The organism is Amphiplicatus metriothermophilus (genome assembly GCF_900199215.1).
In the GTDB taxonomy this organism is placed as follows: Bacteria; Pseudomonadota; Alphaproteobacteria; order Caulobacterales; family Parvularculaceae; genus Amphiplicatus; species Amphiplicatus metriothermophilus.
This window is the reverse complement of sequence record NZ_FZQA01000002.1, coordinates 366,666-381,526: the sequence shown is the minus strand read 5'-3', so window position 1 is coordinate 381,526 and position 14,861 is coordinate 366,666. Positions and strand designations below refer to the sequence as shown.

At 64.8% G+C, this 14,861-nt stretch carries 26 protein-coding genes; 24 read left to right on the top strand and 2 right to left on the bottom strand.

Annotated features, from left to right (window positions below):
- The 24 genes from rplB (at window position 1) to CHB64_RS06470 (ending at window position 13,380) form a co-directional block, all read left to right on the top strand.
- Complete coding sequence (gene rplB, locus CHB64_RS06585; RefSeq protein WP_089411800.1) at window positions 1–837, top strand: 50S ribosomal protein L2; 837 nt, start codon at window positions 1–3, stop codon at window positions 835–837.
- Between the two features lie 17 nt (window positions 838–854).
- Window positions 855–1,133, top strand: coding sequence for a 30S ribosomal protein S19 (rpsS, locus tag CHB64_RS06580; RefSeq protein ID WP_089411799.1), 279 nt, complete (start codon window positions 855–857; stop codon window positions 1,131–1,133).
- A gap of 2 nt (window positions 1,134–1,135) precedes the next feature.
- Window positions 1,136–1,516 carry a 50S ribosomal protein L22 gene (rplV, locus tag CHB64_RS06575; protein ID WP_089411798.1) on the top strand — a complete coding sequence of 127 codons (381 nt, stop codon included), beginning with the start codon at window positions 1,136–1,138 and terminating at the stop codon, window positions 1,514–1,516.
- The gene (gene rpsC, locus CHB64_RS06570; RefSeq protein ID WP_089411797.1) at window positions 1,516–2,229 is read left to right on the top strand and encodes a 30S ribosomal protein S3; all 714 of its coding nucleotides are present in this window, start codon (window positions 1,516–1,518) and stop codon (window positions 2,227–2,229) included. Before rplV ends, rpsC begins: the two co-directional genes overlap by 1 nt.
- A 39-nt stretch (window positions 2,230–2,268) precedes the next feature.
- Window positions 2,269–2,682, top strand: a complete 414-nt coding sequence (gene rplP, locus CHB64_RS06565; RefSeq protein ID WP_089411796.1) for a 50S ribosomal protein L16 — start codon at window positions 2,269–2,271, stop codon at window positions 2,680–2,682.
- 11 nt (window positions 2,683–2,693) lie between these two features.
- Complete coding sequence (gene rpmC, locus CHB64_RS06560; protein WP_089411795.1) at window positions 2,694–2,900, top strand: 50S ribosomal protein L29; 207 nt, start codon at window positions 2,694–2,696, stop codon at window positions 2,898–2,900.
- Between the two features lie 26 nt (window positions 2,901–2,926).
- Window positions 2,927–3,169 carry a 30S ribosomal protein S17 gene (rpsQ, locus tag CHB64_RS06555; RefSeq protein WP_089411794.1) on the top strand — a complete coding sequence of 81 codons (243 nt, stop codon included), beginning with the start codon at window positions 2,927–2,929 and terminating at the stop codon, window positions 3,167–3,169.
- 94 nt (window positions 3,170–3,263) lie between these two features.
- A complete protein-coding gene (gene rplN, locus CHB64_RS06550; protein WP_089411793.1) occupies window positions 3,264–3,632 on the top strand; it encodes a 50S ribosomal protein L14 in 369 nt (122 codons plus the stop codon).
- Window positions 3,632–3,943 carry a 50S ribosomal protein L24 gene (rplX, locus tag CHB64_RS06545; protein WP_089411792.1) on the top strand — a complete coding sequence of 104 codons (312 nt, stop codon included), beginning with the start codon at window positions 3,632–3,634 and terminating at the stop codon, window positions 3,941–3,943. The genes rplN and rplX overlap by 1 nt, the downstream gene beginning before the upstream one ends.
- Window positions 3,936–4,508 carry a 50S ribosomal protein L5 gene (gene rplE, locus CHB64_RS06540; protein ID WP_089411791.1) on the top strand — a complete coding sequence of 191 codons (573 nt, stop codon included), beginning with the start codon at window positions 3,936–3,938 and terminating at the stop codon, window positions 4,506–4,508. The genes rplX and rplE overlap by 8 nt, the downstream gene beginning before the upstream one ends.
- 44 nt (window positions 4,509–4,552) lie before the next feature.
- Window positions 4,553–4,858 (top strand): 30S ribosomal protein S14, encoded by a 306-nt coding sequence (gene rpsN / locus CHB64_RS06535; protein WP_089411790.1) that lies wholly within the window; start codon window positions 4,553–4,555, stop codon window positions 4,856–4,858.
- A gap of 15 nt (window positions 4,859–4,873) precedes the next feature.
- A complete protein-coding gene (gene rpsH / locus CHB64_RS06530; RefSeq protein ID WP_089411789.1) occupies window positions 4,874–5,272 on the top strand; it encodes a 30S ribosomal protein S8 in 399 nt (132 codons plus the stop codon).
- Window positions 5,273–5,293: 21 nt separating this feature from the next.
- On the top strand, window positions 5,294–5,827 hold the full coding sequence (gene rplF / locus CHB64_RS06525; protein ID WP_089411788.1) for a 50S ribosomal protein L6: 534 nt from the start codon (window positions 5,294–5,296) through the stop codon (window positions 5,825–5,827).
- A 41-nt stretch (window positions 5,828–5,868) separates the two neighbouring features.
- Window positions 5,869–6,231: a 50S ribosomal protein L18 gene (gene rplR, locus CHB64_RS06520; protein WP_089411787.1), complete on the top strand. Its 363-nt coding sequence runs from the start codon at window positions 5,869–5,871 to the stop codon at window positions 6,229–6,231.
- 21 nt (window positions 6,232–6,252) lie between these two features.
- Complete coding sequence (gene rpsE / locus CHB64_RS06515) at window positions 6,253–6,834, top strand: 30S ribosomal protein S5 (RefSeq protein ID WP_089411786.1); 582 nt, start codon at window positions 6,253–6,255, stop codon at window positions 6,832–6,834.
- A gap of 14 nt (window positions 6,835–6,848) precedes the next feature.
- Window positions 6,849–7,049 carry a 50S ribosomal protein L30 gene (rpmD, locus tag CHB64_RS06510; RefSeq protein WP_089411785.1) on the top strand — a complete coding sequence of 67 codons (201 nt, stop codon included), beginning with the start codon at window positions 6,849–6,851 and terminating at the stop codon, window positions 7,047–7,049.
- Between the two features lie 113 nt (window positions 7,050–7,162).
- Window positions 7,163–7,702, top strand: a complete 540-nt coding sequence (gene rplO, locus CHB64_RS06505; protein WP_089411784.1) for a 50S ribosomal protein L15 — start codon at window positions 7,163–7,165, stop codon at window positions 7,700–7,702.
- Between the two features lie 117 nt (window positions 7,703–7,819).
- A complete protein-coding gene (gene secY / locus CHB64_RS06500) occupies window positions 7,820–9,184 on the top strand; it encodes a preprotein translocase subunit SecY (RefSeq protein WP_089411783.1) in 1,365 nt (454 codons plus the stop codon).
- Complete coding sequence (locus CHB64_RS06495; RefSeq protein WP_089411782.1) at window positions 9,181–9,813, top strand: adenylate kinase; 633 nt, start codon at window positions 9,181–9,183, stop codon at window positions 9,811–9,813. Before secY ends, CHB64_RS06495 begins: the two co-directional genes overlap by 4 nt.
- A gap of 173 nt (window positions 9,814–9,986) precedes the next feature.
- Window positions 9,987–10,367 carry a 30S ribosomal protein S13 gene (rpsM, locus tag CHB64_RS06490; RefSeq protein WP_089411781.1) on the top strand — a complete coding sequence of 127 codons (381 nt, stop codon included), beginning with the start codon at window positions 9,987–9,989 and terminating at the stop codon, window positions 10,365–10,367.
- Between the two features lie 12 nt (window positions 10,368–10,379).
- Window positions 10,380–10,781 (top strand): 30S ribosomal protein S11, encoded by a 402-nt coding sequence (gene rpsK, locus CHB64_RS06485; protein ID WP_089411780.1) that lies wholly within the window; start codon window positions 10,380–10,382, stop codon window positions 10,779–10,781.
- A gap of 100 nt (window positions 10,782–10,881) precedes the next feature.
- Window positions 10,882–11,901, top strand: coding sequence for a DNA-directed RNA polymerase subunit alpha (locus tag CHB64_RS06480; protein WP_089412019.1), 1,020 nt, complete (start codon window positions 10,882–10,884; stop codon window positions 11,899–11,901).
- 34 nt (window positions 11,902–11,935) lie between these two features.
- Window positions 11,936–12,376, top strand: coding sequence for a 50S ribosomal protein L17 (gene rplQ / locus CHB64_RS06475; protein WP_089411779.1), 441 nt, complete (start codon window positions 11,936–11,938; stop codon window positions 12,374–12,376).
- A gap of 137 nt (window positions 12,377–12,513) precedes the next feature.
- The gene (locus CHB64_RS06470; protein WP_089411778.1) at window positions 12,514–13,380 is read left to right on the top strand and encodes a BKACE family enzyme; all 867 of its coding nucleotides are present in this window, start codon (window positions 12,514–12,516) and stop codon (window positions 13,378–13,380) included.
- An 11-nt stretch (window positions 13,381–13,391) separates the two neighbouring features.
- Here CHB64_RS06470 and CHB64_RS06465 read toward each other — a convergent pair whose 3' ends face one another.
- On the bottom strand, window positions 13,392–14,213 hold the full coding sequence (locus tag CHB64_RS06465; RefSeq protein ID WP_089411777.1) for a 2OG-Fe(II) oxygenase: 822 nt from the start codon (window positions 14,211–14,213) through the stop codon (window positions 13,392–13,394).
- Window positions 14,214–14,293: 80 nt separating this feature from the next.
- Window positions 14,294–14,803, bottom strand: coding sequence for a hypothetical protein (locus tag CHB64_RS06460; protein ID WP_089411776.1), 510 nt, complete (start codon window positions 14,801–14,803; stop codon window positions 14,294–14,296).
- Between the last annotated feature and the right edge of the window lie 58 nt (window positions 14,804–14,861).

Here is a 14,861-nt window from a genome sequence, read left to right as displayed (position 1 = left end):
ATGGCGCTGAGAACATTCAATCCTACGTCGCCCGCCCGCCGGCAGCTCGTGCTGGTGGACCGGAGCGATCTGTGGAAGGGCGATCCCGTCAAGTCGCTGACCGAGGGGCTGAAATCCCATGGCGGACGCAACAATATGGGGCGCATCACCGTGCGCCGACGCGGCGGCGGGGCGAAGAAGCTTTATCGCATCGTCGACTTCAAGCGCCGCAAGCGCGATGTCGAGGCGAAGGTCGAGCGTCTCGAATATGACCCGAACCGCACCGCCTTCATCGCCCTGATCAAATATCTCGACGGCGAGCGCGCCTACATCCTGGCGCCGCAGCGGCTGAAAGCAGGCGACAAGGTCATCGCCGGCGAGCGCGTCGACGTGAAGCCGGGCAACGCCATGCCGCTCAAGTCGATGCCGGTCGGCACGATCGTGCATAATGTCGAGCTCAAGCCCGGCAAGGGCGGCCAGCTCGCTCGCGCGGCGGGTTCCTACGCTCAGCTCGTCGGCCGCGACGGCGCAATGGCGCAAATTCGCCTGCAGTCCGGCGAGGTCCGTCTCGTGCATGGCGCATGCATGGCCACGGTCGGCGCCGTGTCGAACCCGGATCATCTCAACGAGACCCTGGGCAAGGCCGGCCGCAGCCGCCTGAAGGGCCGCCGTCCGTCCGTGCGCGGCGTCGCCATGAACCCGATCGATCACCCGCATGGGGGCGGGGAAGGGCGCACTTCGGGCGGACGTCATCCGGTCACGCCCTGGGGCAAGCCGACAAAGGGCCGCAAGACCCGCAACAACAAGCAGACCGACAAGTACATCATCCGGTCGCGTCACGCGCGCAAGAAGAAGTAGGGCGCTGGAGAAAAACTATGCCACGTTCCGTCTGGAAAGGCCCGTTCGTCGACCGCTATCTGCTGAAGAAAGCGGAAGAGGCGCATTCGGGCGGCCATAAGGGCGGCGTCAAGACCTGGTCGCGCCGGTCGACCATCCTGCCCCAATTCGTCGGTCTGACGTTCAACGTCTACAACGGACACAAGTTCATTCCGGTCCATGTCACCGAGGACATGGTCGGGCACAAGCTCGGCGAGTTCTCGCCGACCCGCACATTCTACGGACACGGCGCCGACAAGAAGGCCAAGAGGAAATAGTCATGGGACAGAAGAAAAATCCCAGACGGGTCGCGGAGAACGCCGCTCTCGCCAAGGGCCGGCTCATCCGCACCTCGCCGCAAAAGCTCAACCTGGTGGCCCAACTCATCCGGGGCAAGAAGGTGGAGAAGGCGCTGGCCGATCTCACCTTCTCGCGCAAGCGCGCGGCGCGCGAAGTCAAGAAGGTGCTGATGAGCGCCGTCGCCAACGCCGAGAACAACCACGATCTCGACATCGACTCGCTGGTCGTCGATCAGGCCTATGTGGGACGCAACATCGTCATGAAGCGCTGGTCGCCGCGCGGGCGCGGGCGCGTCGGACGCATTCTGAAGCCGTTTTCGGAAATCACGATCGTCGTGAAAGAAGTCGAGGAGGCCGCTTAATGGGCCAGAAAGTCAATCCGATCGGCCTCCGGCTGGGAATCAACCGGACCTGGGATTCGCGCTGGTACGCGAATAAAGGAACCTATGCAGATCTTCTGCATGAGGATCTTGTGATCCGGAAATTCCTCAACAAGCGCCTGAAGCAGGCCGGCGTTTCGCGCATCGTCATCGAGCGCCCGCACAAGAAGTGTCGGGTGACGATCTACACCGCGCGGCCGGGCGTGGTTATCGGCAAGAAGGGCGCCGACATCGAAAAGCTGCGCGGCGAGCTGCAGAAGCTCACGACCTCGGAGACGGTTCTCAACATCGTCGAGATCAGGAAGCCCGAGATCGACGCGACTCTGGTCGCCGAAAACATCGCCCAGCAGCTCGAGCGCCGGGTGGCGTTTCGTCGCGCTATGAAGCGCGCGATGCAGACCGCCATGCGCATGGGCGCGCTCGGCATTCGCGTTAACGTGTCGGGCCGACTCGGCGGCGCGGAGATCGCGCGCATGGAATGGTATCGTGAGGGCCGCGTGCCGCTGCATACCCTCCGCGCCGATATCGATTATGGCGTGGCGACTGCGCGCACCACCTACGGCACGATCGGGGTGAAGGTCTGGATCTTCAAGGGCGAGATCCTGGAGCACGACCCGCTCGCCCAGGAGAAACGCATTCTCGACGCGCAGACGGGCGGCCTCGGGCCGAGCCGGCGCGACGAAGCGCGCGCTTAAGCCAGGGCGCGCCGATAAGGACGGAGTTGGAGACAGGCGATGTTGCAGCCGAAACGGACGAGGTTCCGCAAACAGTTCAAAGGGCGCATTCGCGGCGTCGCCAAGGGCGGCGTCGAGCTCAACTTCGGCTCGCTCGGCCTGAAGGCGCTCGAGCCGGAGCGCGTGACGGCGCGCCAGATCGAGGCTTCGCGCCGCGCCATCACCCGCGCCATGAAGCGCGCGGGTCGGCTTTGGATCCGCGTCTTTCCGGACGTGCCGGTCTCCAAGAAGCCGACCGAGGTGCGCATGGGCAAGGGCAAGGGTTCGCCCGAATACTGGGTGGCGCGCGTCAAGCCGGGGCGCATCCTGTTCGAGATCGACGGCGTGCCTGAAAACGTCGCGCGCGAGGCGCTTACCCTCGGTGCGGCCAAACTTCCGATCAAGACGCGCATCGTCAAGCGCATCGGCGAGTAGGGAGAAGTCCGATGAAAGCCGGCGAAATTCGCGACATGACTGAAGATCAGCTCAAGGACAGGCTGATGCAGCTCAAGAAGGAGCAGTTCAATCTGCGCTTCCAGCGCGCGTCCGGCCAGCTCGAAAAGATGTCGCGCATCCGGGAAGTCCGGAAGGACATCGCGCGCATCAAGACCATCCTGAACGAGAAGACGCGCGCGACTCAGGCCGCGCGATAGGCCGGAAAGGACAAGGGCGAACGAACATGCCGAAACGCATTCTTCAGGGCACAGTGGTGAGCGACAAGAACCCCAAGACGGTCGTCGTGGACGTCATGCGCGTCTTCACCCACCCGGTGCTGAAAAAGACCGTGCGCCGCTCCAAGAAGTATCACGCGCATGTGGAGGAAGGCGCTTACAAAGTCGGCGAGGTGGTGCAGATCCGCGAATGCGCGCCGAAATCGAAGCTGAAGCGTTGGGAAGTGATCGGCGTCGGGGCGAAGGGTTGAAAAGTCGCGGCGAAGCCGCTCTGTGAATCGGCGCGCGTTGCGCGTGTGATAGGAAAGCCCGGGCCTGCAGAAAGTCCGGGGTAAGAGGGTCGAAATGATCCAGATGCAGACGAATTTGGATGTGGCGGATAATTCCGGCGCGAAGCGCGTCATGTGCATCAAGGTGCTCGGCGGCGCGAAGCGCAAATACGCTCGCGTGGGCGACATCATCGTCGTCTCCGTCAAGGAAGCGATCCCGCGCGGGCGCGTGAAAAAAGGCCAGGTCATGAAGGCCGTGGTCGTGCGCACCGCCAAGGACATCAAGCGCCGGGACGGCTCCGTCATCCGTTTCGACAACAACGCGGCCGTTCTTATCAACAACAACAAGGAGCCGATCGGCACGCGGATCTTCGGACCGGTCACGCGCGAGCTGCGCGCGGCTAATCACATGAAGATCGTGTCGCTCGCGCCGGAGGTGCTGTAATGGCGGCGAAGATCAAGAAGGGCGACAAGGTCGTCGTGCTCGCTGGCAAGTATCGCGGCGTCGAGGGCGAGGTGCTCAAGGTCATGCCGAAGGAATCGCGCTTGGTCGTGCGCGGCGTGAACCTCGTCAAGAAGCATCAGCGCCAGACGCCGACGCAGCAGGGCGGGATCATCACGCGCGAGGCGCCGATTCACGTGTCGAATGTGGCTTTGTCCGTCGGCGGCAAGCCGACGCGCGTCGGATTCAGGATTCAGGAAGACGGCCGCAAGGTCCGCGTGGCCAAGCGGTCGGGCGAGGTGATCGATGGCTGAGGCGCAAAGCTACAAACCGCGGCTCAAGACGCTTTACGAGAGCAAGATCCGCGGCGCTCTGAACGAAAAATTCAGCTACAAGAACCCGATGCAGACGCCCAGGCTTGAGAAGGTCGTCATCAATATGGGCGTCGGCGACGCGGTGAACGACCGCAAGGCGGTTGAGGCCGCGGCGAACGACCTTGCGCTGATCGCCGGCCAGAAGCCGGTCATCACCAAGGCGAAGAAATCGATCGCCTCCTTCAAGGTGCGCGAAGGCATGCCGGTCGGCTGCAAGGTCACGTTGCGCGCCGACCGCATGTACGAGTTCCTCGACCGGCTCGTCACCATCGCCCTGCCGCGCGTGCGCGACTTCCGGGGGCTGAGCCCGAAAAGCTTCGACGGGCGCGGCAACTACGCGCTCGGCCTCAAGGAGCACATCGTGTTCCCCGAGATCAACTACGACAAGGTCGAGAAAATCCGCGGCATGGACATCATCGTGTGCACCACCGCGAAAACGGACGACGAGGCGCGCGAACTGCTCGCTCAGTTCAACTTCCCGTTCCGCAAGGAGACGAAGAAATAGGCAAGGTCCGCAATGAGGCGGAAACCGGCTTAACGGAGATCCTGATGGCTAAAAAGAGCATGATCGAACGCGACCTGAAGCGCCGGCGCATGGCCAAGAAGTTCGAGGCCCGGCGCGCGCGTCTTCAGGCGATCGTTCGCGACCAGTCCAAGCCCGCCGAAGAGCGCTTCGAAGCGGCGATGAAACTCGCCGAGCTGCCGCGCAATTCGTCAAAGACCCGCATCCGCAACCGCTGTCTGGTGACGGGCCGTCCGCGCGCCTTCTATCGCAAGCTGAAGATGTCGCGCGTGGCTCTGCGCGAGTTGGGCTCGGACGGCAAGATTCCCGGCCTCGTTAAGTCGAGCTGGTAAGGGAGAGCGCTGACGATGGCGATCAACGACCCTATCGGTGATCTGATCACCCGCATCCGCAACGCGCAGATGCGCCGGCACTCCAAGACCGTGGTGCCGGCCTCGAAGCTGCGCGGCTGGGTGCTCGACGTTCTCGCGGCCGAAGGCTATATCCGCGGCTATGCGCGCGTCGAAAAGGAAGGCGAAAAACCGACCTTCGAGGTCGAGCTCAAATATTTCGACGGCGAGCCGGTGATCTCGAACATCAAGCGCGTGTCGAAGCCCGGCCGGCGGGTCTACTCCTCGGTGAGCGAGCTCGCGCCGGTGCGCAACGGCCTCGGCATCTCCATTCTGTCGACGCCGAAGGGCGTCATGTCGGACCAGGCCGCGCGCGCCGCGAATGTCGGCGGCGAAGTGCTGTGCCAGGTCTACTAAGCGTTACGAGGAGATGGAGCCATGTCCCGCATCGGTAAAAGGCCGGTTCCCGTGCCGAAGAGCGTGACGGTCACGGTCGACGGCCAGACGGTGAAGGCGAAAGGCCCCAAGGGCGAACTCGAATTCGTCGTCAACGAGCTGTGCCGGGTCGCGCTTGAAAACGACAAGATTTCCGTCGAGCCGGTGAATCTGTCGAAGCCCGCGCGCGCGCAGTGGGGCATGAACCGCACGATGATCGCCAACATGATGGCGGGCGTGACCGAGGCCTTCACCAAGAAGCTGGAGCTCGTCGGCGTCGGCTATCGCGCGGCGATGAAGGGGTCGGCGCTCAATCTCCAGCTCGGCTTTTCGCACGAGATCGACTTTCCTGTGCCGAAAGGCGTGAAGATCGAAACGCCGAAGCCGACCGAGATCGTCATCTCCGGCATCGACAAACAGCTCGTCGGCGAGACGGCGGCGAAAATCCGCGCCTACCGACCGCCGGAGCCCTACAAGGGCAAGGGCGTCAAGTATGAGGGCGAGTACATCTTCCGTAAGGAAGGCAAGAAGAAGTAACGCGCCGGCGCGGCGACGTTGAGCATCGAGGATGGTCAGCAATGGCTGAAGTGAAGGAAATGACGAACAAGCGGGCCCGTCGCACCCGGAGCAAGATCCGGCGCGTGTCGAAAGGCCGTCCGCGCCTGTCGGTGTTCCGTTCGTCGAAGAACATCTCGGCGCAGATTATCGACGACGCGGCGGGACGCACGATCGTCGCGGCCTCGAGTCTCGACAAGGATCTGCGGGAATCGCTCGCGAAGGGCTCTGACAAGGCTGCCGCGGCGATCGTGGGCAAGGCCGTCGCGGAGCGCGCGCTCAAGGCGGGCGTGAAGGACGTCGTGTTCGACCGGGGCGGTTACGTGTATCATGGCCGCGTTAAGACGTTGGCTGAGGCTGCGCGCGAAGCCGGCCTTAATTTCTAAGGGTTCCGAAGGAGAATTCGCATGGCGCGTGAACATCAAGGCGGCGAAGGACGCGGACGCGGCCGCGGACGCGACCGGGACGATCGCGACGAATTTGTCGACAAGCTCGTCGCCATCAACCGCGTCGCCAAGGTGGTCAAGGGCGGCAAGAATTTCGGCTTCGCCGCGCTCGTGGTCGTCGGCGATCAGAAAGGCCGGGTCGGCTACGGCAAGGGCAAGGCCCGCGAAGTGCCGGAGGCGATCCGCAAGGCGACGCAGGAGGCCAAGCGCTCGCTCATCCGGGTGCCGTTGCGCGAAGGCCGCACCCTGCACCATGACGCCCATGGGCGCTGGGGCGCCGGCAAGGTGGTCCTGCGTTCGGCGCCGGCGGGCACCGGCATCATCGCCGGCGGTCCGATGCGCGCCGTGTTCGAGACGCTCGGCGTGCAGGACGTGGTAGCGAAGTCCCTCGGCTCGTCGAACCCTTACAACATGGTGCGCGCGACCATCGACGCCCTGAAGGCCCAGACGAGTCCCCGTCTCGTCGCGGCCAAGCGCGGCAAGAAGGTCTCGGAAATCGTCGCCCGCCGCGCCGGCGAGGCCGCAGACGCCGACGCCGCCTGAAGGAGCTGAACGTCATGGCAGCGAAGAAGAAAAAGACGCTGAAAGTGCGCCAGACCGGCAGCCCGATCCGTCGGCCGAAAGAGCAGCGCGCGACGCTGGTTGGCCTCGGCCTCAACAAGATCGGCCGCGAGCGCGAGCTCGAGGACACCCCCGCCGTGCGCGGCATGATCGCGAAGGTGTCGCACCTCGTGGAGGTGGTTGAAGCCGCCGAATAGGGAGCGGCCAGGAGCGAGCAGGACTTTGTTTCGCTCCCGATCGCCGTTCGCGTTCGCCCAAACAGGCGAGGCTCGGGCCAGGCGCCCTTGCCGCAAGTCGAAGGAAGACAGCGATGAAGCTCAACGATCTCAGAGACAATCCCGGCGCTCGCAAGGAGCGGGTGCGCGTGGGCCGCGGCATCGGCTCCGGCAAGGGCAAGACCGCCGGGCGCGGCGTCAAGGGCCAGAAATCCCGCTCCGGCGTCACGGGTATCCGCCAGTTCGAAGGCGGCCAGATGCCGCTCTACATGCGCCTGCCCAAGCGCGGCTTCAACAAGCCGAACCGCCTGAAATTCGTCGAGCTCAATCTCGGCCGCCTGCAACAGGCGATCGACGCCGGCAAGCTCGACGCCGGCAAGAAGATCGACGCGGCCGCGCTCGTTGCGGCGGGCGTCATCCGGCGCCCGTTCGACGGCGTGCGCTTGCTCGGCGTCGGCGAGCTGAAAGCCAAGGTCGAGATCGAGGTCGCCCACGCTTCGGCGCGCGCGCGCGCGGCGGTCGAAAAGGCCGGCGGCGCCGTGGTCGAAACCGCGCGCAAGGCCGAGGAGGCCGCGTCCGCCAAGCCGGCGAAATCCAGAAAGGCGAAAAAGGCCGCAGACGCCGAGCAGGATTAATTCAGCGCAGGCGGTTGCGCCGGCCGCGCGCCGCCGCCACATCTGCGCCGTTCGGGGCGGCGAAACCGCAGAATGCGCCGCGCCGCGCACTGAGATCGGGAGCCGAGCGATACGCCGATGACATCCGCCGCCGAACAGTTCGCTTCGAATCTGAGCTTTGCGAATTTCGCCAAGGCCGAGGAGCTGAAAAAGCGCCTGCTTTTCACCCTCGGCGCGCTCGTGATCTACCGCCTCGGCACCTATGTGCCGATTCCCGGCATCAATCCCGAGGCTTACGCCCAGGCCTTCCAGACGCAGACGGGCGGTCTTCTCGGCACGCTCAACATCTTCGCCGGCGGCGCCGTCGAGCGGATGGCGATCTTCGCGCTCAACATCATGCCTTATATCTCCGCGTCCATCATCATGCAGCTGATGGCCGCGGTCATTCCCTCCCTCGAAGCGATCAAGAAGGAAGGCGAGCAGGGGCGACGGCAGATCAATCAGTACACGCGCTATCTTACGGTGTTTCTGGCGGCGATGCAGGGCTATTTCATCGCCGTCACGTTGCAGTCGAACGCCGGCGGCGGCGTTCCCGTGGTGGCCGATCCCGGCCCGTTCTTCCTGCTGACGACCGTGGTCACGCTCGTGGGCGGGGTGATGTTCCTGCTCTGGCTGGGCGAGCAGATCACGGCGCGCGGGGTAGGCAACGGCGTGTCGCTCATCATTTTCGCGGGCATCGTCGCGGAGCTGCCGCGCGCGATCGCCGGCCTGCTGGCGCTCGGGCGCGGGGCGGGAGCGGGCGGGGCGAGCCTGCCGGGCGGCGTCATCGTGGCGGTCGTCGTGCTGTCGCTGGCGCTTGTGACTTTCGTGGTGTTCATGGAGCGCTCGCAGCGGCGCATTCTTGTCCAGTATCCGCGCCGCCAGGTCGGCCAGCGCATGACTCAGGGCGAGAAGTCCCACTTGCCGCTGAAGCTCAATTCCGCCGGCGTCATTCCGCCGATCTTCGCTTCTTCGTTGCTTCTCCTGCCGGCGACGGCGGCGGGCGCGGTCGGCGCAGATTCGCCCGAATGGCTGCAGACGTTGCAGTTCATGTTCTCGCCCGGCCGGCCGCTTTACATCGCGCTCTACGCCGCCCTCATCATTCTCTTCACGTTCATCTACACCTCCGTCGTGTTCAACACTCAGGACGTAGCGGACAATCTCAAAAAGTATGGTGGCTTCATCCAGGGCTACCGGCCTGGGCCGCGCACGGCGGAGTATCTCGATTACGTGCTGACCCGGCTGACCGTCATCGGCGCGCTGTACCTGACCTTCGTGTGCATCCTGCCGGAGGTCCTGAAGATGGGCTACGGCCAGGCGATACCTGTCTATATCGGCGGCACGTCGCTGCTCATCGTAGTCTCCGTCACGCTCGACACGGTCGGTCAGATTCAGGGCCATCTTCTTGCGCAGCAGTATGAGTCGCTTATCAAAAAGGCGAAGCTGCGCGGGGGACGGCGATGATTCTCATTCTTCTCGGCCCGCCGGGCGCCGGCAAAGGCACCCAGGCCCAGCGCATCGTCGAGAAGCGCGGCATTCCGCAGCTTTCCACCGGCGATATGCTGCGCGCGGCGATCGCCTCGGGTTCCGAGCTGGGCAAGAAGGTCCAGGCGATCATGGATCGGGGCGACCTTGTCTCCGACGAAGTGATCGAAGCAATCATCACCGCCCGCATCCAGGAGCCGGATTGCGCGAAGGGTTTCATCCTCGACGGCGCGGTCCGCACCGTCGGCCAGGCGGAAATGATCGACCGGGTTCTGGCCGGGCAGGGCCGCAGCCTCGACGTGGTGATCGAGCTCGTCGTCGACGAGAAGGAGCTCCTCAACCGCCTGCGCAGCCGCATTCGCGAGGCTGAGGCCGCCGGCCAGCCGCTGCGCGCCGACGACACGGAGGAGACCTTCCAAAAGCGCCAGCAGGTCTATCGCGAGCAGACAGCGCCTCTCATTCCCTATTACGAAAACCAGGGCAAGCTGCGCCGGGTGGACGGCATGGGAACGGTCGAACAGGTGGCGGCGGCGGTCGACGCCGTCCTCGACGAAATCGACGCCGCAAAGGCGGAAAATTCGGCCGAAGGGCGGCGAGTTAAGAGTTGACGGGCGGCGGAACGCCAGTATATCTACGCGCCTCCGCCCGACAGGCGTAACGCTCGCCCGGCTCCTTCCGAGGAAGCGCGCCGGGGCGGGCCTTGTTTTATGGCTTGGAATAAGGCCTCGGGGCGTCTTTCGCCGCCCCTGGGCGGAAGCTGAGACAGAAGAGGTAGCATCCCGTGGCCCGCATCGCAGGCGTCAATATTCCGACCAACAAGCGCGTCGAGATCGCGCTGCGCTACATTCACGGCATCGGCCCGGCCAAGGCCGCGGAAATCTGCCAGAAGGTCGGGATTCCGGCCGAACGCCGCGTGAACCAGCTTTCCGACGCCGAGATCCTGCAGATCCGCGAGACAATCGACCGCGATTACGTCGTGGAAGGCGATCTGCGCCGGGAAGTGGCGGTGAACATCAAGCGCCTGATGGACATGGGCTGCTATCGCGGGTTGCGTCACCGCCGCGGCCTGCCGGTTCGCGGGCAGCGGACCCACACCAACGCCCGCACCCGCAAGGGACCGGCCAAGCCGATCGCGGGCAAGAAGCAGCCCGGTAAGAAGTAAGGACCACCTCAGATGGCGAAATCTCCTGCCGCATCGACCACGCGCGTCCGTCGCCGCGAGCGCAAGAACATCACCGCCGGCGTGGCGCATGTGAACGCCTCATTCAACAACACCATGATTACGATCACCGACGAGCAGGGCAATGCGATCTCCTGGTCGTCCGCGGGGTCGATGGGCTTCAAGGGTTCGCGCAAGTCCACCCCTTACGCGGCCCAGCTCGCCGCCGAGGACGCAGCGCGCAAGGCCATGGAGCACGGCCTCAAAACGGTGAACGTTGAAGTGCGCGGCCCCGGTTCGGGCCGCGAAAGCGCGCTCAGGGCGCTGCAGTCGGCGGGACTGATCGTTCAGGTCATTCGGGACGTGACGCCGATCCCGCACAATGGCTGCCGGCCGCGCAAGCGCCGGCGCGTCTGACGGAGCGCCCTCGGGGCGCGGACGGAACGGCGTATTTTCCGGGCGCTGACGACGCCCGAACAGAATGGCGCATCGGGCGCCGCAAGGAGCCATGGCAACCGTGATTGAGAAGAACTGGCAAGAACTGATCCGCCCTTCGAAGCTGGAAGTGACGCCCAGTCACGATCCGCAGCGCAGGGCGACGATCATCGCGCAACCGCTCGAGCGGGGATTCGGCCTGACGCTCGGCAATGCGCTGCGCCGCATTCTGCTTTCCTCGCTGCAGGGCGCGGCTGTGACCTCCATCCAGATCGAAGGGGTCGTGCACGAATTTTCCTCGATACCGGGCGTGCGCGAGGACGTGACCGACATCGTCCTCAACATCAAGCAGCTCGCGCTGCGCTGCCATTCGGATACGCCCAAGCGCCTGACGCTGAAGAAGTCGACGCCGGGGCCGGTCACGGCGGGCGACATTGAGGAAACGTCGGCCGTCGAGATTCTCGACAAGAGCCAGATCATCTGCCATCTCGACGAGGGCGCCTCGCTGCGCATGGAGCTGACGGTGCAGTCGGGCAAAGGCTACGTGCCCGCCGACCGCAACCGGCCCGAGGACGCGCCGATCGGCCTCATTCCTGTCGACAGCCTCTACTCGCCGGTCCGGCGCGTCGCCTATCGCGTGGAGAACACCCGCGAAGGCCAGGTGCTCGATTATGACCGCCTGATCCTCGAGATCGAGACCGACGGTTCGGTCACGCCCGAGGACGCGGCGGCCTATGCGGCGCGCATCCTGCAGGACCAGCTCCAGATCTTCGTCAATTTCGACGAGCCGAAGAAGGACGTCGGCGGCGCCGCTCACGAGGAGCTGCCCTTCAACCCGGCGCTCCTGCGCAAGGTCGACGAGCTGGAGCTTTCCGTACGTTCGGCCAACTGCCTCAAGAACGACAATATCGTCTATATCGGCGACCTCATCCAGAAGACGGAAGCGGAGATGCTCCGCACCCCGAACTTCGGCCGTAAGTCGCTCAACGAGATCAAGGAAGTGCTCGCCGGCCTCGGCCTCCATCTCGGCATGGACGTGCCCGACTGGCCGCCGGACAATATTGAAGAACTCGCCAAGAAGTACGAGGATCAGATCCGGTAGGCCTTCTCCGGCGCCGGCATGAGGAGACGAAGCCATGCGACACGGGTTCGCGCATCGCAAACTGAACCGCACGCATGAACATCGCCAGGCCATGTTCGCCAATATGGCCGCCGCGCTCATCAAGCACGAGCAGATCACCACGACCCTGCCCAAGGCGAAAGAGCTGCGGCCCATCGTCGAGAAGCTGGTGACCCTGGCGAAGAAGGCGGGCAAGGACGAATCCCGCGCGCTGCATCTGCGCCGGCTGGCGGCCTCGCGCCTGCGCGACGAGACGCAGACGAAAAAGCTCTTCGAGACGCTCGGCCCTCGTTACGCCGAACGCGACGGCGGCTACATCCGGATCATGAAGGCGGGCTTCCGCTACGGCGATAACGCCCCGCTTGCGGTCATCGAGTTCGTCGACCGCGACGAGGCCGCCAAGGGCCAAGATTCCGGCCCGACCGCGTTCGCCGAGGACGAAGGCGACGAGGAATAGCGGCGCGCGACGCATCGCCGGCGTCATTCAACGGCAAGCGGCCCCCTGGCGGGCCGCTTTCTGCATCTCATCCTTGGAGAGCCGGGCGAAAAGGTGGAATCCTGAGCGCATGAAAACAGCGGCTGCAGGAGTCCGCCATGGCCGACAAGGCGATCATCACTTGCGCTCTGACGGGCGTGCTCACCGACCCGCAGCAGCATCCCGTGCCTGTAACCCCCGAGGAGATGGCGGCGGAGGCTAAGCGCGCCTATGACGCCGGCGCCGCGGTCATGCATGTTCACTACCGCGACCAGCGCCCCGGCAAGGGTCATCTGCCGACCTGGGATCCCGCGATCTGCAACGAGATCAACGCGGCGATCCGCTCAGCCTGCCCGGGCGTCGTCATCAACATGACGACGGGCGTGGTCGGGCAGGATTACGGCCATGTGCTCGATTATCTGCGCGCCTGCCGGCCGGAGATGGCCGCCTGCAACGCCGGCACGCTCAACTATCTCAAAACGCGCAAGGACGGCTCCTGGGCCTGGCCGCCCATGGTCTTCGACAACCCGGTGGAGAAGGTGAAAGCCTTCCTCGATGTGATGAAAGAGCAGGGGATCCTGCCGGAATTCGAATGTTTCGATCTCGGCATCGTGCGTTCGGTCGGCCTCTATATCGAGAACGGCATGACCGATCACGCCGATTATAATTTCGTCATGGGCGTGGCGAGCGGCATGCCGGCCGATCCGGATTTGCTCCCCATTCTGATCAAATACAAGAAGCCCGGGACGCCCTGGCAGGCGACCGTGATCGGCCGGCAGGAAGTCTGGGCTGTGCACGCCCGCGCGGCTGAGCTCGGCGGCGACCTGCGCACGGGGCTCGAGGACAGCTTCTATTTGCCGAACGGCGCGAAGGCCGCCTCCAACGGACCGATGATTGAAGCCCTCGCTGCGATCGCGCGAGCGGCTGGCCGCGAGGTCGCTTCCCCGGCCGAGGCGCGCGCGATGATGGGCTTGCCGGCGGCTTGAAGCGCCACGGCTCAGTTCGGGCAAGGCTCCCCGAAATAATAGGGCTTGAGGGGCGGGCGGTCGTAGGCTGCGCCTTTCTCGATCATGTCCTTGCGGGTCGGGTCGTCCCTGAGCCAGCCGGTGACCGAATAGCGCCCGCCGCCGGCGAAGGGGGATACGCAAGAGACCGTGTGCACCATCATCCCGTCGAACAGGGTGAGCACGTTGAAGCGCGGCAGGAAGCCGCGCGCGATGTCGAGATTGCGGTCAAGCAGCAGAAGCAGCCCGCCCCAGTCCGGCTGCCAGTTCCTGGTGAAGCTGAGCGTGTAGGCCGCGCGCCGCTCGCGCCGCTCGCCGTCGTCGACATGGCGCGTCAGGTAATGTCCGGGCGCATAGAACGTCGCCTGCGCGTCGGCCTTGGTGATCAGGGGCGCGCCGATGATCTTGCGGCCGAATTCCAGAAACTCGGGCGAATTCAGAAACTCCGTCAGCAGATGAATCGGATGGCCGCGATCCCAGCCGCCGAGATAGGCCTCGATCATCGGATAGCAGTTGTAGGCGTAGCCGACATTGCGTCGGGCGCGCTCCATCAGCTCGGCCTGGAGCCGGGCGGTCTCTTCGCGGCCTAGTCGGCGGATCTGCTCCTGCGACATATGAACCGCCCGTCCGTTCGCATCGGCGTAGACGAGCCGCCAGGGCGTCGCGCGGGTCAGCACTTCGTAGACTCCTTCCGCCGTTTCCGGGTCTAGAATGTCCGGAATGCGCACGATCCTGTCGCGCGCATAGGCGCGCGCGAACGGTTCAGGATCGAGCCGCGGGTTCAGTCGAAGAACAAGCGTTTCAGCGTCGGTCATAAGGTTTCAGCGGGCCAGGACAACAGCGCGCCATCATAGCCTTTCCGCGCCGCGCGCGCTAACGGCGTCGCCGTCGGCTATCAGTCCGCGCCGGCGCGGCGAAACACCGCCCTGTTGAATCGCCGCCAGCCCTCCTCGGCGAGAATCCAGTCCGTGACTTCCACCGAATCGCCGGCGGTGAGCCGATAGACGGTCCGTCCCTGCTTGCCGCCCGCCGTTCCCCAGTGGCTCGTCAGGGCGCTCGGTTCGATTTTGACCGTAAGCGGATGAAGATCGCCGCTGTTGTCGACCCAGAACCCCCGCGCGCTTTCCGCCGAGAGCGCCTGATAGTAGCCGACGCCTTCGAAAATCTCGATGCCAGTGGCGCGCGCCATCTCAATGCGATAGACGATGCGGTAGAATTCCCCGTCGAGCGTCGGCGCCCAGATCATGCTGCTTTTCGCGCTTGCGCCGAAGGCCTCGCCTTCCGCGCGCCATTCGCCTTCGAGCGCGCGAAAGACCGGCGGAAAATCCGCCGCTTGCGTCGTCGGCGACCATGCGGCTGCAAGCAGGGCGAGCGCGAAAAAGGGGGTCAGAAGGCGCGCGATCATGCGCCGAGCCTATCGTCCCGGCGCGGATCGCCGCAAGCGAAAAGAGCGCGCAAGACGG

Excerpts from the sequence above, each read along its gene's own strand:
- rplB (WP_089411800.1), top strand. The coding sequence starts at position 1 with ATGGCGCTGAGAACATTCAATCCTACGTCGCCCGCCCGCCGGCAGCTC.
- rpsS (WP_089411799.1), top strand. The coding sequence starts at position 855 with ATGCCACGTTCCGTCTGGAAAGGCCCGTTCGTCGACCGCTATCTGCTG.
- rplV (WP_089411798.1), top strand. The coding sequence starts at position 1,136 with ATGGGACAGAAGAAAAATCCCAGACGGGTCGCGGAGAACGCCGCTCTC.
- rpsC (WP_089411797.1), top strand. The coding sequence starts at position 1,516 with ATGGGCCAGAAAGTCAATCCGATCGGCCTCCGGCTGGGAATCAACCGG.
- rplP (WP_089411796.1), top strand. The coding sequence starts at position 2,269 with ATGTTGCAGCCGAAACGGACGAGGTTCCGCAAACAGTTCAAAGGGCGC.
- rpmC (WP_089411795.1), top strand. The coding sequence starts at position 2,694 with ATGAAAGCCGGCGAAATTCGCGACATGACTGAAGATCAGCTCAAGGAC.
- rpsQ (WP_089411794.1), top strand. The coding sequence starts at position 2,927 with ATGCCGAAACGCATTCTTCAGGGCACAGTGGTGAGCGACAAGAACCCC.
- rplN (WP_089411793.1), top strand. The coding sequence starts at position 3,264 with ATGATCCAGATGCAGACGAATTTGGATGTGGCGGATAATTCCGGCGCG.
- rplX (WP_089411792.1), top strand. The coding sequence starts at position 3,632 with ATGGCGGCGAAGATCAAGAAGGGCGACAAGGTCGTCGTGCTCGCTGGC.
- rplE (WP_089411791.1), top strand. The coding sequence starts at position 3,936 with ATGGCTGAGGCGCAAAGCTACAAACCGCGGCTCAAGACGCTTTACGAG.
- rpsN (WP_089411790.1), top strand. The coding sequence starts at position 4,553 with ATGGCTAAAAAGAGCATGATCGAACGCGACCTGAAGCGCCGGCGCATG.
- rpsH (WP_089411789.1), top strand. The coding sequence starts at position 4,874 with ATGGCGATCAACGACCCTATCGGTGATCTGATCACCCGCATCCGCAAC.
- rplF (WP_089411788.1), top strand. The coding sequence starts at position 5,294 with ATGTCCCGCATCGGTAAAAGGCCGGTTCCCGTGCCGAAGAGCGTGACG.
- rplR (WP_089411787.1), top strand. The coding sequence starts at position 5,869 with ATGGCTGAAGTGAAGGAAATGACGAACAAGCGGGCCCGTCGCACCCGG.
- rpsE (WP_089411786.1), top strand. The coding sequence starts at position 6,253 with ATGGCGCGTGAACATCAAGGCGGCGAAGGACGCGGACGCGGCCGCGGA.
- rpmD (WP_089411785.1), top strand. The coding sequence starts at position 6,849 with ATGGCAGCGAAGAAGAAAAAGACGCTGAAAGTGCGCCAGACCGGCAGC.
- rplO (WP_089411784.1), top strand. The coding sequence starts at position 7,163 with ATGAAGCTCAACGATCTCAGAGACAATCCCGGCGCTCGCAAGGAGCGG.
- secY (WP_089411783.1), top strand. The coding sequence starts at position 7,820 with ATGACATCCGCCGCCGAACAGTTCGCTTCGAATCTGAGCTTTGCGAAT.
- CHB64_RS06495 (WP_089411782.1), top strand. The coding sequence starts at position 9,181 with ATGATTCTCATTCTTCTCGGCCCGCCGGGCGCCGGCAAAGGCACCCAG.
- rpsK (WP_089411780.1), top strand. The coding sequence starts at position 10,380 with ATGGCGAAATCTCCTGCCGCATCGACCACGCGCGTCCGTCGCCGCGAG.
- rplQ (WP_089411779.1), top strand. The coding sequence starts at position 11,936 with ATGCGACACGGGTTCGCGCATCGCAAACTGAACCGCACGCATGAACAT.
- CHB64_RS06470 (WP_089411778.1), top strand. The coding sequence starts at position 12,514 with ATGGCCGACAAGGCGATCATCACTTGCGCTCTGACGGGCGTGCTCACC.
- CHB64_RS06465 (WP_089411777.1), bottom strand. The coding sequence starts at position 14,213 with ATGACCGACGCTGAAACGCTTGTTCTTCGACTGAACCCGCGGCTCGAT.
- CHB64_RS06460 (WP_089411776.1), bottom strand. The coding sequence starts at position 14,803 with ATGATCGCGCGCCTTCTGACCCCCTTTTTCGCGCTCGCCCTGCTTGCA.